The organism is Streptomyces sp. NPDC057445, assembly GCF_042802855.1.
Taxonomy (GTDB): domain Bacteria; phylum Actinomycetota; class Actinomycetes; order Streptomycetales; family Streptomycetaceae; genus Streptomyces.
In genome coordinates this window covers 73,699-88,534 of record NZ_JBHVDH010000014.1, presented here as the reverse complement: position 1 = coordinate 88,534, position 14,836 = coordinate 73,699, and the positions used below count along the sequence as shown (strand labels likewise).

11 protein-coding genes are annotated in these 14,836 nt (G+C 69.8%); 9 read left to right on the top strand and 2 right to left on the bottom strand.

Translation table 11 applies throughout. The annotated features are described in order from the left end of the window. The first annotated feature begins 161 nt into the window (after window positions 1–161). The 4 genes from ACFU5O_RS25730 to ACFU5O_RS25715 all read left to right on the top strand — a co-directional run bounded on the left by ACFU5O_RS25730 (window position 162) and on the right by ACFU5O_RS25715 (window position 6,078). A complete protein-coding gene (locus ACFU5O_RS25730) occupies window positions 162–950 on the top strand; it encodes an ATP-binding cassette domain-containing protein (RefSeq protein WP_384244183.1) in 789 nt (262 codons plus the stop codon). Then, a complete protein-coding gene (locus ACFU5O_RS25725; RefSeq protein WP_384244182.1) occupies window positions 947–2,242 on the top strand; it encodes a sugar ABC transporter permease in 1,296 nt (431 codons plus the stop codon). Before ACFU5O_RS25730 ends, ACFU5O_RS25725 begins: the two co-directional genes overlap by 4 nt. A 221-nt stretch (window positions 2,243–2,463) precedes the next feature. Continuing rightward, window positions 2,464–4,404: a 1-deoxy-D-xylulose-5-phosphate synthase gene (gene dxs / locus ACFU5O_RS25720; RefSeq protein WP_384244180.1), complete on the top strand. Its 1,941-nt coding sequence runs from the start codon at window positions 2,464–2,466 to the stop codon at window positions 4,402–4,404. Between the two features lie 195 nt (window positions 4,405–4,599). After that, window positions 4,600–6,078, top strand: coding sequence for an amino acid permease (locus ACFU5O_RS25715; protein ID WP_384244179.1), 1,479 nt, complete (start codon window positions 4,600–4,602; stop codon window positions 6,076–6,078). 21 nt (window positions 6,079–6,099) lie between these two features. On the opposite strand, the gene ACFU5O_RS25710 is transcribed toward ACFU5O_RS25715, so the two are convergent. After that, window positions 6,100–6,483 (bottom strand): NTP pyrophosphohydrolase, encoded by a 384-nt coding sequence (locus tag ACFU5O_RS25710; RefSeq protein WP_384244177.1) that lies wholly within the window; start codon window positions 6,481–6,483, stop codon window positions 6,100–6,102. A 113-nt stretch (window positions 6,484–6,596) separates the two neighbouring features. Here ACFU5O_RS25710 and ACFU5O_RS25705 point away from each other — a divergent pair, with 113 nt between their 5' ends. Then, window positions 6,597–7,757 carry a hypothetical protein gene (locus ACFU5O_RS25705; protein ID WP_384244176.1) on the top strand — a complete coding sequence of 387 codons (1,161 nt, stop codon included), beginning with the start codon at window positions 6,597–6,599 and terminating at the stop codon, window positions 7,755–7,757. A gap of 1 nt (window position 7,758) precedes the next feature. Here the strand turns inward: ACFU5O_RS25705 and ACFU5O_RS25700 are convergent, their stop codons facing one another. After that, entirely contained in the window at window positions 7,759–8,757 is a 999-nt protein-coding gene (locus ACFU5O_RS25700) for a hypothetical protein (protein ID WP_384244175.1), read from the bottom strand. A 438-nt stretch (window positions 8,758–9,195) separates the two neighbouring features. Here ACFU5O_RS25700 and ACFU5O_RS25695 point away from each other — a divergent pair, with 438 nt between their 5' ends. Genes ACFU5O_RS25695 through ACFU5O_RS25680 form a run of 4 tightly spaced genes read left to right on the top strand, consistent with a single transcriptional unit; the run spans window position 9,196 to window position 14,712 of the window. After that, window positions 9,196–11,433: a HAMP domain-containing protein gene (locus ACFU5O_RS25695; RefSeq protein ID WP_384244174.1), complete on the top strand. Its 2,238-nt coding sequence runs from the start codon at window positions 9,196–9,198 to the stop codon at window positions 11,431–11,433. 6 nt (window positions 11,434–11,439) lie between these two features. Then, on the top strand, window positions 11,440–13,137 hold the full coding sequence (pgsB, locus tag ACFU5O_RS25690; protein WP_384244172.1) for a poly-gamma-glutamate synthase PgsB: 1,698 nt from the start codon (window positions 11,440–11,442) through the stop codon (window positions 13,135–13,137). Beyond that, window positions 13,134–13,616, top strand: a complete 483-nt coding sequence (locus ACFU5O_RS25685; RefSeq protein ID WP_384244171.1) for a poly-gamma-glutamate biosynthesis protein PgsC/CapC — start codon at window positions 13,134–13,136, stop codon at window positions 13,614–13,616. The genes pgsB and ACFU5O_RS25685 overlap by 4 nt, the downstream gene beginning before the upstream one ends. 22 nt (window positions 13,617–13,638) lie before the next feature. After that, the gene (locus ACFU5O_RS25680; protein ID WP_384244170.1) at window positions 13,639–14,712 is read left to right on the top strand and encodes a C40 family peptidase; all 1,074 of its coding nucleotides are present in this window, start codon (window positions 13,639–13,641) and stop codon (window positions 14,710–14,712) included. The last annotated feature ends 124 nt before the right edge of the window (window positions 14,713–14,836 follow it).

Here is a 14,836-nt window from a genome sequence, read left to right as displayed (position 1 = left end):
CTGGGATCCAGGAACCTCCCGAAGCCTGCCGGTGCCCCTGCCCCCTTCCAGCCCCCGCTATCGGGGCGGGGCACCGGACAGAAACGCTTCTCCCTTGCTTCTGCTCAACCACCGCGCCACCTCCCCGGCGCGGGATCCCCGCCGGTCAGGCGGCGAAGGAGATGGTTCACGTGTCCGCTACGCCCGTGCTGGCGTTGCGCGGGGTCTCCAAGCGGTTCGGTGCCGTTCAGGCGCTCACCGACGTAGAGCTTGAGGTCCATGGCGGCGAGGTGGTCGCCCTCGTAGGCGACAACGGCGCCGGAAAGTCCACGCTGGTCAAGACGATCGCAGGCGTGCACCCCATCGATGAGGGCGTCATCGAGTGGGAGGGCAGGGCGGTGTCGATCAACAAGCCGCACGACGCCCAGAACCTGGGCATCGCGACCGTCTACCAGGACCTCGCGCTGTGCGACAACATCGACGTCGTCGGCAACCTCTACCTCGGCCGTGAGCTCCGCAGGCGCGGAGTCCTCAACGAGGTGGAGATGGAGCGCCGCTCCCGCGAGCTCCTCAACACGCTCTCGATCCGCATCCCGAGCGTCCGTATCCCGATCGCCTCGCTCTCCGGCGGCCAGCGGCAGACCGTGGCCATCGCCCGTTCGATGCTCGGCGAGCCCAAGCTCGTCATCCTCGACGAGCCCACCGCCGCCCTCGGCGTCGAGCAGACCGCACAGGTGCTCGACCTCGTGGAGCGGCTGCGCGAGCGGGGTCACGCGGTCATCCTCATCAGCCACAACATGGCCGATGTGAAGGCCGTCGCCGACAAGGTGGCGGTGCTCCGGCTCGGCCGGAACAACGGCGTCTTCGACGTCAAGTCCACCTCGCAGGAAGAGATCATCTCCGCCATCACCGGTGCCACGGACAACGCGGTGACCCGGCGCGCGGCGCGCACCTCGGAGGTCCAGAAGTGAGCACCGAAAAGACCTCCTCCCCGGTCTACGGCGGACACGAGGTAGTGAACCCGGACGCCGCGCACGACGCGGTCACCGCGGTCGACCCCCGGCTGCTGGTGCGCGAGCAGGGCTTCGCCGGCTACATCTCGGAGTTCAAGCGCAAGCTCCACGCCGGTGATCTGGGCTCGATCCCGGTCGTCATCGGTCTGATCCTGATCTGCGTGATCTTCCAGAGCCTGAACTCACAGTTCCTCTCGGCGCAGAACCTCAGCAACATCGCCGTCACGATGGTCGCCACCGGCATGATGGCCGTCGGCATCATCTTCGTGCTGCTGCTCGGTGAGATCGACCTGTCCGTCGGCTCCGTCAGCGGGGTGTCCGGGGCGATCGTCGCCGTACTCACGGTCACCCACGGGATGAACGAGTGGCTCGCCGTGCTCGTCGCGCTCGCGAGCGGCGCGGCCATCGGTGCCCTCCACGGTTTCTTCTTCGCGAGGATCGGCGCACCCGCCTTCGCCGTCACCCTGGCCGGCCTGCTCTTCTGGCTCGGCTTCATGCTCCAGCTGCTCGGCGACCAGGGCACCATCAACCTGGACAGCGATGGTGTCGTCGGCAAGCTGACCACGTACTACTTCTCGGACGTGGCGGCCGCCTACGGCCTCGCCGCGGTCGCCGTGGCGGGCTTCTTCCTCTCGTCCTACTTCGACAGCCGTCGCCGTGAGGCCGCCGGAATCCCCTCCCGGCCGGTCGGGGACATCGTGTTCCGCACGATTCTGCTGGCCATCGTGTCCTTCGCAGCGGCGTTCATGTTCAACCAGTACAAGGGCCTGCCCCTGGCGCTGGTGCTGTTCCTGGCCGTGCTGGTGATCACGGACTTCGTGCTCCGGCGCACCGCCTACGGCCGTAAGATCTTCGCCCTCGGCGGCAGCGTCGAGGCGTCCCGCCGTGCCGGTATCAACGTCACGGCGGTCCGGGTCTCGGTCTTCGCCATCGCGGGCACCTTCGCGGCCATCGGCGGTCTGTTCTGGGCCTCCAAGATCGCGGCGGCCAACCAGAGCGCCGGCGCGGGTGACCTTCTGATGAACGTCATCGCGGCGGCCGTCATCGGCGGCACCAGCCTCTTCGGTGGCCGCGGCCGTACGTGGAACGCGCTGCTCGGTGTGATGGTGATCGTCTCGATCCAGTACGGTCTCGCGCTCGAGGGCATCGCCACACCGATCCAGTACATGATCACCGGCGGTGTGCTGCTCGCCACCGTCGTGATCGACTCGGTCACGCGCAAGACGCAGAAGACCGCAGGCCGCGCATAGCGGACAAACCCCAGTGCCCGGCGCCGGATTGCGGCGCCGGGCACTGCTGTGTGCCCGTCAGGTCGCAGGTCGCAGGTCGCAGGTCGCAGGTCGCATGTCGCAGGTCCGTGTCCGGCGACTGCGCGACACACAACCCACCCGCCCGATGACAGCCGCCGAGAGCGGAACATTAGACTCGACAGATCGGCAAGCTCGACCAGCTCATACGCAAGGAGGCACGGGTGGCGTTGCTTACCCGTATCAGGGGACCGCGCGATCTGGACCGGCTCGGCCCGGAGCAGCTCGATCAGCTGGCAGCAGAGATCCGGACCTTTCTCGTGGATGCGGTGTCCAAGACCGGCGGACACCTCGGGCCCAACCTCGGCGTGGTCGAGCTGACCATCGCCCTCCACCGGGTCTTCGACTCGCCGCGGGACAAGGTGCTCTTCGACACCGGGCACCAGAGCTATGTGCACAAGCTGCTCACGGGCCGTCAGGACTTCGCGAGACTGCGGGCCAGGGGCGGGCTCTCCGGCTACCCCTCACGTGCCGAGTCCGAGCACGACGTCATCGAGAACTCCCACGCCTCCACGGTCCTCGGCTGGGCGGACGGCCTCGCCAAGGCCAACCAGGTGCTGAAGAAGGACGACCATGTCGTCGCGGTCATCGGCGACGGCGCGCTCACCGGCGGTATGGCCTGGGAGGCGCTGAACAACATCGCCGACGCCAAGGACCGCCCGCTCGTCATCGTCGTCAACGACAACGAGCGTTCGTACGGGCCGACCATCGGCGGACTCGCGAACCATCTCGCCACGCTCCGCACGACCGACGGCTACGAGCGTTTCCTCGCCCGCGGCAAGGACATCCTGGAGCGCACCCCCGTCGTCGGGAAGCCGCTCTACGAGACCCTGCACGGCGCCAAGAAGGGCCTGAAGGACTTCATCACGCCCCAGGGCATGTTCGAGGACCTCGGCCTGAAGTACGTCGGCCCCATCGACGGCCACGACATCGCCGCCCTGGAGTCCGCGCTCACGCGTGCGAAGCGCTTCGGCGGCCCCGTCATCGTGCACTGCCTCACCGAGAAGGGCCGCGGCTACGACCCGGCCCTGGAGGACGAGGCGGACCGTTTCCACGCCGTCGGCGTCATCCACCCGGACACCGGTCTGCCGATCAAGACCGCCGCCGCGAGCTGGACCTCCGTCTTCGCCGACGAGATGGTCAAGATCGGCAAGGAGCGCGAGGACGTCGTCGCGATCACCGCGGCCATGCTGCACCCCGTCGGTCTGAAGAAGTTCGCGGACGCCTTCCCCGACCGGATCTACGACGTCGGTATCGCCGAGCAGCATGCGGCCGTCTCGGCGGCCGGTCTCGCCACCGGCGGGCTCCACCCGGTCTTCGCCGTCTACGCGACCTTCCTCAACCGCGCCTTCGACCAGGTCCTGATGGACGTGGCCCTGCACAAGTGCGGTGTCACCTTCGTGCTCGACCGTGCCGGGGTCACCGGTGACGACGGCGCGTCCCACAACGGCATGTGGGACATGTCGATCCTCCAGGTCGTCCCGACGCTGCGGATGGCAGCGCCGCGCGACGCCGAGCAGCTGCGCAGCCAGCTGCGCGAGGCCGTGGAGGTCAAGGACGCCCCGACCGTCGTGCGCTACTCCAAGGGCGTCGTCGGCCCCGCGGTCCCGGCCGTCGGCCGTGTCGGAGGCATGGACGTCCTGCGCGAGCCGGGCACCGTCCCCCGGGGAGGTGCCCCGATGGCCGACGTCCTTCTCGTCTCCGTCGGTGCGCTCGCCCCGATGTGCCTCGAGATCGCGGACCTGCTCGACAAGCAGGGCATCTCCACGACCGTGGTCGACCCCCGCTGGGTCAAGCCGGTCGACGAGGCGCTCGCCCCGCTCGCCGAGCGGCACCGCGTTGTCGTCACCGTCGAGGACAACAGCCGGGTCGGTGGCGTCGGCTCGGCCGTCGCCCAGGCGCTGCGCGACGCGGGAGTCGACGTACCGCTGCGTGACTTCGGCATCCCGCCGCGCTTCCTCGACCACGCCTCCCGCAAGGAGGTCATGGCGGAGATCGGCCTGACCGCCCCGGACATCGCCCGCCAGGTCACCGGGCTGGTGTCGAAGCTCGACGGCCGTCTCGACGACGACCCCGCAGAGGCTCCCGAGCCCGCGCGCGACTGAAGTCCGGGCCACCGGGCGCAACCGTCACCCACGCATTGGGCCGGTCGGACCACCCGAAAGGGGTCCGGCCGGTCCATTCGTGTGAAATGTCCCGGCTGGACGGGCGAGGTCCCGCACCCCTCCCGATCATGGGCTTACGGCCATGTGTACGGAGGTACGCCGGTGAGCACGGAGCAGAAATCGCCTGATTCCGGGATGTTCAGGACCAAATCGGTCGAAGGATCGATTCTGGACACCGAGGAACCCGAGCACGCGCTCAAGAAATCCCTCTCCGCCTGGGACCTGACGGTCTTCGGTGTCGGCGTCATCATCGGCACGGGCATCTTCGTGCTCACCGGAAAGGTCGCCAAGGAGAACGCGGGCCCCGCCACGGCGCTGGCCTTCGTCGCCGCGGGCATCGTCTGTGCGCTGGCCGCTCTCTGCTACGCCGAGTTCGCCTCCACCGTGCCGGTGGCCGGCTCGGCCTACACCTTCGCGTACGCCTCGCTCGGTGAGCTTCCGGCCTGGATCATCGGCTGGGACCTGGTCCTCGAGTTCGCGCTCGGCACGGCCGTCGTCGCCGTCGGCTGGTCCGGCTATGTGCGCTCGCTGATCGACAACGCGGGCTGGCATCTACCAGCCACGCTCGAAGGACCGGACGTGCCGGGAGGCACCTTCGACATCCTGGCCTTCCTGCTGGTCCTGGTGCTGACCGCGATCCTGGTCGTCGGCATGAAGCTGTCCGCGCGCATCACGGCCATCGTCGTGGCCATCAAGGTGACGGTGGTCATGATCGTGATCATCGCGGGTCTGTTCTTCATCAAGGCGGACAACTACAAGCCGTTCATCCCGCCGGCACAGAGCCCGCCCGGCGGCGTATCCGGCTGGGACGTCCCGCTGGTCCAGGTGATGTTCGGCTACGAACCCACGAACTTCGGTGTCATGGGCATCTTCACCGCCGCGTCCGTCGTCTTCTTCGCCTTCATCGGCTTCGACGTCGTGGCCACCGCCGCAGAGGAGACCAAGCTTCCGCAGCGCGACATGCCTCGCGGCATCCTCGGCTCGCTCCTCATCTGCACCGTGCTCTATGTGGCCGTCGCGCTCGTGGTGACCGGTATGCAGCACTACAGCGAGCTCTCCGTCAGTGCCCCGCTCGCCGATGCCTTCAAGGCCGTCGGGCATCCGTTCTTCGCCGGTGTGATCAGCTTCGGCGCCGCCGTCGGCCTCACCACCGTCTGTCTGATCCTGCTCCTCGGCCAGACCCGGGTGTTCTTCGCGATGAGCCGCGACGGGCTGCTGCCGCGGGTCTTCTCCATCACGCACCCGCGGTTTCGCACCCCCTACCGCCCCACCATCCTGCTCGGCGTGATCATCGCCATCGTGGCCGGCTTCACCAGCATCAACGAACTCGCCACCCTGGTGAACATCGGCACCCTCTTCGCGTTCGTCGTCGTCGCCCTGGGTGTGATCATCCTGCGCCGCACCCGGCCCGATCTGCACCGTGCCTTCCGCACCCCATGGGTTCCGTTCGTCCCGATCCTGTCGGTCGCGGCGACGGTGTGGCTGATGCTCAACCTGCCGGTGGAGACGTGGTTCCGCTTCGCCGTCTGGATGGCGATCGGCGTCGTCGTGTACTTCCTGTACGGACGGCCCCACAGCCGCCTCGGCATGGCCCGTGACAAGCAGCTGAAGTAGGCGGCCCTGTGCCCCGGTGCCCTACGTGCGCGGGCCGGAGGGACGTACCGTTCGCGGTCCGACGCATTCGGCTCCGAGTGCCGTGACCCGCTCGCACAGCCCGCGGTCCGCCGTCACCGCGACGCGGGTACGGTCCGGGGCCGCCCTGACCAGTTCCACGATGTGGTCGTCACCGCTGCCGGGCGCCGACTCGACGCGTACCTCCGGCAGCGACTCCACGCCCCGTGCCTGGCCCTCCACCACCAGCACGACGTCGACCGGACCCGGATGTCCCGGAATGCCCTTCCGGGCGATCGGTACGAGTGCGTCGCGCAGTCGCTCTGCGGCGCCGAAACGGTCCCGCCACCAGCCGTCCGGGACAGATCCGACCACGTTCGCGCCATCGACGATCAAGAGAGTCCGCATGCCGGAACGGTGGCACAGAGCCGTCTCCCGCCACGCGGATCGAAGGGTTCGCCAGGTGTTATCGTCACGTGAATCACGCGCTTGGAGGCGCTGAGGGAAGGTGGCAACGGGCAATGGCACTGCGGTCTGCGCGGAGGTCGAAGCGGCGGGCGGAAGAGTCCCCGGAGTCCGGGATGCAGCCGCGTCGTACGGTCGAGGAGACGCCGTCGCTCCCCGCGGACCCGTCCCTGCCCCCGACCACCGGCTGGCTGCGCAGGGGCAAGGACGGCCGGCTCTCCGCCTACACCCCGGGCGCCGACGGCGTCCTGCGCTGGACGGAGACCCGGCCGGGCGGTCCGGAATGGGAGGGCCCTCAGCTCTTCCCCTCGCCCGGAGTGACGCCTTCGCTGGGCGTCGCCCAGGGAAGCGACGGCTACGTACAGCTCGTCGGGCTGCGGCAGACCCGCGCCGCGGACGGTGAGCTCGTCACGGATCTGGCGCAGACCCTTCAGTACCAGTCAGGCCGCCCCATCCGGGACTGGAGCGGGTTCGGGACGCCGTACCCGAAGGACAAGGAGCTGGCCGACCGCATCGGAAGGCCGGCGGCGGCCGTGGACACCAACGGCCTGCTCCATGTGTTCATAGCCAACGCCTGCGGCGGGGTGTGCGGACGCACTCAGCACGCGAACGGCCGCTGGGGCAAGTGGGCCGACCTCAAGGGCAGCAACGTCCAGGGCGTGCCGGCCGTGACCCTCACGGACGCGGGCGTCATGGAGGTCGTTGCCGTGTCACCGGACCGTGTGCTGCGGTGGGTGCAGCAGGAGCCGGGAGCGGCGTTCTTCGACCGGGCCGACGACATCGAGGTCTCGGCCGTCCCCGGTTCGGTGAGCGCCGAGCGCACCGGCCGCGGACGTCTGACCCACTTCTGGCGCGACGCCGCCACCGGCGCCGTCCAGGCCTGGCGGGAGGGGATGGACCAGCCGGCCGCACTGGGCGGCAGCGGGGGCACCGGACCCGTCGCGCTGCTCCGTACGCCGGTCGACGGGCACGACTGCACGATCATCGCGCAGCTCGGCCGCGACGGACGCCCGGAACTCGCCGCGTACCCGACCGAGGACGAGTCGGCGGGCACGGTCTGGACCGCGACGGGGGAGCCGTGCGTCGGCGCACCGGCCCTCGCGATCGACGGGAACGGGCGAGTGGTGCTGGCCGCCTTCGGATCGGACGGCGCGCTCCGGGTGACGCGACAGAAGGCCGAGACGGGCCTGGCGATGGAAGCCTGGACGGTCGTCTGACTCAGCTCGCGGGGCGGCGGGCCGGGTCCGGGGACCAGGCCGCCGTGACCGTCCGGACCGCCTCCGCCGCGCGCCCGGCCCGGCTCCCGGACATCCGGACCGTGTTGCTGAACTCGATGTGCAGGAACGGGACACCTTCCCGCTCCGCCTTGTGGCCCTGGACATTGCTCCGGCCTTCGAGCGGGCAGTCGTGGACCCAGGCGCGGCACACGTCGAAATCGCGTGCGCGAAGGGCGTCGGCGAGGGCACGGCCCTCCGGGCGGGACACTTCGCCCTCGCCGGCGGAGGCGATGACGTCGTAGTCCGGCGCCGACTCGTCCGCGTATCCGTGCAGCTGGATGCCCGGCAGCCTCCGCTCGGTGAGCTCGTCGCAGACGGCGTCGAAGACGCTGTCGGTGCGATGCGCCACATCCGCCTCGTCGCCGCGCCCGGCCCGGCGATGTGCACCGGCGATCACCAGAACGCCGCCACTGGTGCCCCGCAGCACATTCACGCCCAGGAACTCGGTGCGCCGGTCGGCCACGGGATGGGGCACCTGCACCGACCAGTGGGCGGGTGTGGCGAGATCGACATAGACCCGCCCCCAGCCCCGGGGCGCGGGTCCTTCCTCCGTCCGGTCGGTGATCTCCGCGAACTGCCGTCCCGTGATGCTGTCGGTGATGGTGCGGATCTCGAAGTCCACGTCGGACAACCGCTCCTCGGCCTGCCGGCGGCGGCCGTCGAGGAACAGGCCGACGCCCTGCGCGACCGCTCGCCGGTCCTCGCCGGTCGGCCGGCGGTAGCCGCTCTCCTCGCCGAACCCTGAGGTGTAGTGGGCGATCCGCTCCTCCAGGTCCACCGCTCCGGTGGCATTCCGGTTGGTGCTGTCGTCCCGGTGCCCCGTACTCTCTGTGGGGCCGGTGCGGCGGTCGAGGCTCATCAGGAGCCCGGCGAGCACGGCGACAGCCGCGACGACGACGATCGCCGCGATGGCCGCCGTCTTGGTTCGATCAGTGGTCATAGCAGTTCAAAGATATCCAGGTGATGAAACCTCTCTCACGCCGGTCGCCGTCGACCTGTGCTCCCACGTCCGCGTCGCGCGCGGGGCCTCCGGCCCACCGCCTGGCGGCGTACGGACACACGGAGGGCACTATGCTCGGGCGAGGCAGGACCAGGGGGCCGACTGCGCCAACTGCTGTCTCTGGAGCGGCTTCCGTACCGATTCCGTCTGCTGCTCGTGGCCTTGATCACATTCCCCCCGATCCATACAACTCAATGCTCATGGCACCGGTCTGATCTGCGCGTTCGCACTGGAGTGCGTAACGCCGCGTGCCCGCACGTCTTCATGGCGTTACGGGCACGCCTCATGTCCGCCCTTGCTCATGGTTTCCAGGAGAGGAGCCCCGCCTTGGCCGCTTCGACAACGAAGCGGCGGCATAAGGTCCGCCGAAGAGCTGACATGTCCCTATTGGGTGGGATACGTCCACCTATAGCTGTTCTGTCGGTTCTGCTCCTCGCTCTGGCGGGCGTCACCGCCCTCTCCTTCGGACGCGTCGGCAACGACGCCGTGCCCAAGGCCGTCCTGACGTCCCAGCAGCACTACGCCGAGGACGGCGCCATCGCCCTGCGCGCCTCCATCGACGAGAGCGTCACCGACCTGACGCGGACCGCCGGACTCTTCAACGCCGCCGATCCCGTGTCCGCGGACGCCGTCCTCGACAAGATCGGCAACGTCTACCAGAAGTGGCTGGGCACGGCCGTCGTCGAGATCAAGTCGGGCAAACTGCTCGCCGCCCGCGGCGAGAACGTGCCTCTGACCGCGATCGACCGCTCCAAGCTCGCCGGCGAGAACGGCCTCGCACCCCGCATGGTCCGTCTCCAGAACGGCGAGACCCGGCTCCTCGCCCTCGCCGTGCTCAACTGGCCGGGCGAGCCGCAGAAGCTGCTGATCGCCTCCAGCGGCCTGAAGGTCCCCGGCATCAGCCTCGGCAGCTCCCGTGCCATCGCCGTCATCGACCAGCAGGGCCAGGTGCTCAGTCAGGACGGCATCCCCGATCCCGGTCAGGAACGCAGCGAGTCGCGGCGCAAGGAGATCTCCCACTCCGGCGAACAGCTCAAGGATTTCGCCGCGTCCGCCGCGGACAAGGCCAAGGAACACCCGCTCAAGGCCAAGGAACCCGGCTCCGGCGGCTTCCCCGGTGTCAGCGGCAGCCTCACCGGCGAGCGCTACCTGGAACACCGCTCCATCGCCGGGTACGCGACCCTCGCCGCGTCCCAGCCCGGTGAGACGACCGTCGCCTCGGGCCTCGGTCTCACCGTCGTCGCCATGGTCAAGGTCGCAGAGGACTCCGCCGCGACCAGCAGCCCGGCCTTCGGCCTTCTCGCCGCGGGCGCGCTGCTCCTCATCGGCGGCGTCACCGTGGCCGTGCTGATCGGCACCGTCCAGCGCCCGCTGATCCGGCTGTTCCTGGAGAGCCGCCGCCTCACCCGCGGCGACCTCACGCGCCCCGTGACCGAGCCCAGGTACGGCGAGGCGGCGCGGATCGGTGCCGCCCTGGAACGGCTGCGCCGCCAGCTCCTGGGCGAGCCCGCCCAGGCGTCGGCCCCGGCACGGCGCCGCTTCGGCGCCATCACCCTGCTCGCCGTCTGCGGCGTACTCCTGCTCGTCTGGTCCGCCCCGCTGCTGCTCCTGCTCAACCGCGCGGGCGACTCCGTCGTGGTGCCGAAGCAGATCCTCAACGACCAGCGCGAGCGCACCAGTACCCTCACCGACCGGGTGCGCCGCGGGCTCAACGAGGGCCACGCCGACCTCGCGTCGGTCGCCTCCCTCGTCGGCGACCGCACCAAGCCGTCGGAGATGACGGAGGTCCTCGAGCGCACGATGTCCGAGCATCAGCGCTACGAGTCGCTCTATGTTCTCGACGCCGACGGCCGCGTCCTCGCCCGGGCTGGCGGCGATCCGCACAGCCCCGCGGGCAAGGGCCCTGCCGGCCAGCCGATCCGGGTTCTCGACGACCAGGGCAAGCGGCCGGTCGTCATCGGCACCGCGGAGGTCGCGGGCAGGAAGCGGACCGCCGTCGTGGGCGAGTTCCGGATCGAGTTCCTCAACTCCCTCCTCAAGCGGCCGGGGCTGGGTGCGATCCGTGTCGTCGACGCGAAGCGCAAGGTCATCGCCGGCAACACGGGCTTTCTCGCCTTCGAGGAGCTGCCCAACAGCCGCCTCGACAACCTGGTCGAACGCGCCAACCGGAAGGCCGGCAAGAGCCCGGAGCAGGACCTGAACCCCCGAGGCATCCGCTACCGGGACGGCGGCGACATCAACATCGCGGCCGCCGCGCCCTTCGACGGCGGCGGCGCGGCCAAGAAGCTCGGCTGGACCGTCGTGAGCTGGCAGCCCGCCTCCGGGCTCGCCATCGCCGAGTACAACCTCCAGAACCGCACGGTGCTCGCCGGTCTGCTCGGCGTCACCGCCGCGACCGCCTGCCTCGGATGGCTGTACATCGTCGTCGTACGTCCGCTGCGCGTCCTCGCCGGACAGGCGGAGGCACTCGCGGACGGGGACCGCCGCACCGTTCTCTATCCACGCCACCACGACGAGGTCGGCGCCGTCGTCCGCAGCCTCGAGCTCATCCGGCAGCAGTTGCCGGGACAGCAGCGCAAGCGCGACGCCGCGACGTCCGTTGCCGGAAGGAACTGACCCGCCGTGCTCTTCCTCTACACCGTGCTGGTGGTGTGCAGCGCCATCCTGCTGATCGCTGGGATCGTCGAACAGCGGCGCCACTTCGTCAACCTGGAGCACATACCGAGCCGTGTCCTGGTCAACGGAATCCGCGGCAAGTCCTCCATCACCCGGCTGTGCGCGGGTGCGCTGCGGGGCGGCGGGCTGACCACGGTGGCCAAGACGACCGGCACGGCCGCCCGCTTCATCCACCCCGACGCCACCGAGGAACCGGTCTACCGCAAGTTCGGCATCGCCAATGTCGTCGAGCAGATCGGCATCGTCCGCCGGGCCGCCGCATACCACCCGGACGCCCTCGTGATGGAGTGCATGGCCGTCATGCCGGCCCTGCAGGAGATCAACCAGTCGAAGCTGATCCGCTCGACCATCGGCGTGCTGTGCAACGTACGCGAGGACCACGTCGCCGAGATGGGCCCGACCCTCGACGACATCGCCCGCTCGCTGTCCCGCTCCATGCCGCACGGCGGTATCTGCGTCACCGCGGAGAAGGAGCGCTTCCACGTCCTTCAGGAGGAGGCGGACGCCCGCGACTGCAAGCTCGTCTACGCCGACCCCGAGATGGTCACCGACGACGAGCTGCGCGGCTTCAGCTGGTTCACCTTCAAGGAGAACGTGGCGATCGCGCTGGTTGTCGCCGAGCTGCTGGGCGTGGACCGCAGTACCGCGCTGCAGGGCATGTACGACGCCCCGCCGGACCCGGGTGTGCTCTCCGTCGAGCGGTATGTCACGGAGGACGGCAAGAAGCTGCGCTTCGCCAACGTCTTCGCGGCCAACGACCCCGAGTCGACGCTGATGAACATCAACCAGCTCCTCGACCTCGGGGCGATCAACCGCCCGCTGAACGTGGTCATCAACTGCCGCCCCGACCGCGTCGAACGCAACGGCCAGATGGGCCAGATCGTGCCGGACCTTCAGCCGGACAAGGTGCTGGTCATCGGCCACCCGGCCAAGAGCGCCATCGACGCGATTCCCGCCGAGTGGCGCGACCGCGCCGTCGACCTGGGCGGCGAGGGGCGCGACGGCGAGGAGTTCATGCACGAGCTGCTCGGCCACCTCGGCCCCGACTCCTCTCTGGTCGCCATCGGCAACATCCACGGCCAGGGCGAGCTGCTCCTCGAGCACCTCGCGGAGCTCCCGGCCGACGAGAGCGCCGTCGAAGCCTCCTCACAGCCGGCAGACCCTGCCGAGGCCGCCGCGCCGGGGCGTCCCGCTCCGGCGGTCGTGGAGCACGTCGACACGATGCAGCTGTACGCCCCGCATCTCGACCCGTACCAGCAGTACTCGGAGGCGTACGAGAACCGGTACGCCCCCCGGCCCCACGTGCCCGAGCAGCGCGGCGGCCGTCCCTCGCGCGACGTGGCGCACGGTCAGCCGGCTCACGGCGGCGGGCCGCGGAGCGACATGCCGCACCGGCCCGGCCCGCACGAAGCCCTGCCGCACGGTGACCAGTCCTATGGCGAGGTGCCGTACCAGCGCGGTCCGCGGGACGGTCAGCCGTACCAGCGCGGTCCGCAGGACGGTCAGCCGTACCAGCGCGGACCGCAGCCCACCGCGCCCGAGGCCGGAGGGCCCCGCGGCCCGTTCGAGCCCCGCGTGGCCCCGGCGCCCGCATCCCCGACCGACGAACCCCAGCAGTGGTACAGCCCAGGAGAGCCCCGTTGATCCCCTCCGTCCTCACCCCAGAGATCGCCGCGGTCGGCATCGCGCTCGGGCTGCTCTTCTCCCTGGTCTGCTACCTGACGACCAATCTCTCGCCGGGCGGCATGATCACCCCGGGCTGGCTCGCGCTCACGCTCGTCGAGGATCTGCAGCGCGCCGCGATGGTGGTCGGTGTCACGGTTCTCACCTATGTGTGCACTCTGCTGCTGCAGCGCTACGTGATCCTCTACGGCAAGCGGCTCTTCGCCGCCGTCGTGCTCACCGGCGTGATGCTCCAGGCCACGGTGATGATCGTGCTTTCGCTCGAATTCCCCCTGATGTACGCCAACCAGACCCTCGGATTCATCGTTCCCGGCCTGATCGCCTACCAGCTCGTGCGCCAGCCCAAGGGGCCGACGCTGCTCGCCACCGGCTCGGTGACGCTCATGGCCTATGTCGTCCTCACCGCCGGGATCCTCCTCGGCGTCATGCCGTCCGCCTGACCGCCCCACCGGAGCCGACCTCATGAATGCCAAGAAGAAGACCAGTCCGGCCGTGCACGCGGCGATCGTGATCGGGCTGCTCGCGGGCAGCGCGTATCTGACCGTCGAGCTGCGCAAGGAGGAGCAGGCCAAGGCACCGGCCATCCAGGCCGTCACCGACACCCCGCTGCTCGAGTCGAGCACCGGCCGGCTGAGCGGCAAGCAGACCTGGGAGCGCCTGAAGAACCCGGAGCGCTCCGTGCTGCGCGGCGAGGGCGGCGAGGTGCTGGCCACCTTCACCGACAAGGCCCGCACCGCGACCCTCAAGGGCCCCAGCCGCACGTTCACCGAGGCCGCCAACACCACATCGCGTGTGGTGAGCGAGGACTGGGTCCGGCTGATGCCGGAGCCCTGGCGCAAGGGCGCCGAGAAGGAGCAGTGGTTCAAGGACTGGTTCAAGGAGTACTACGGCACTGACAAGGAGGATGTCTTCGCCACTGCCTTCCAGTACATCCAGGGCGCGCCGGTCAAGAAGGACGACGAGGGCATCGCCTACACCGGCGACGCCAACTTCGGCCCGCTGAACCCGAACGGCAGCGCGGGCAACGACCTGCGCGAGGAACTCTCCGACTTCTACGACTACCTCGGGATCCCGTACACCTTCCGCGACGGCACCAGCATGCAGCCGGAGGCGAAGCGTGCCCGTTCCGTCGACTGCTCGGGATTCATGAGGCTCGTGTGGGGATACCGTGCCCGCTATCCGCTGGCCTCTTCCGACACCAGGGGTGACGGTCTGCCGCGCAGCGCGAACGGGATGGCCCGATCCGACGTGGGCGCCGCCGTCATTCCGCTGAAGGGTGTCGGGGCGACGGACCGGCCGAAGTCGATCGATGTGCTCCAGCCCGGCGACCTGGTCTTCTTCAAACTGGACGCGCGCACCAAGGACCGCATCGACCATGTGGGCGTCTACCTGGGCCACGACACCGAGGGCCACAAGATCTTCATTTCCAGCCGTGAGGAAGTGAACGGCCCGACGATCGGCGACAAGGGCGGCACCTCGCGCCTCGACGGCAACGGCTACTACGCGACCACCCTGCGCAGCGCGAAGCGCCTGTGACACCACGGTGGCGGGGGCCCGGCCCCCCCCCCGGGGCGCCCCCCCGGCGCGGGGGCGTCCCCCCCCCCCCCCCCGCCCCCCCCCCCCCCCCCCCCCCCGGGCGGGGGGGGGGCCCCCCCCCCCC

Bases quoted from the DNA above. Each gene is read 5' to 3' on its own strand.
- ACFU5O_RS25730 (WP_384244183.1), top strand. From the start codon at position 162: ATGGTTCACGTGTCCGCTACGCCCGTGCTGGCGTTGCGCGGGGTCTCC.
- ACFU5O_RS25715 (WP_384244179.1), top strand. From the start codon at position 4,600: ATGTTCAGGACCAAATCGGTCGAAGGATCGATTCTGGACACCGAGGAA.
- ACFU5O_RS25710 (WP_384244177.1), bottom strand. From the start codon at position 6,483: ATGCGGACTCTCTTGATCGTCGATGGCGCGAACGTGGTCGGATCTGTC.
- ACFU5O_RS25705 (WP_384244176.1), top strand. From the start codon at position 6,597: ATGGCACTGCGGTCTGCGCGGAGGTCGAAGCGGCGGGCGGAAGAGTCC.
- ACFU5O_RS25700 (WP_384244175.1), bottom strand. From the start codon at position 8,757: ATGACCACTGATCGAACCAAGACGGCGGCCATCGCGGCGATCGTCGTC.
- ACFU5O_RS25695 (WP_384244174.1), top strand. From the start codon at position 9,196: ATGTCCCTATTGGGTGGGATACGTCCACCTATAGCTGTTCTGTCGGTT.
- ACFU5O_RS25680 (WP_384244170.1), top strand. From the start codon at position 13,639: ATGAATGCCAAGAAGAAGACCAGTCCGGCCGTGCACGCGGCGATCGTG.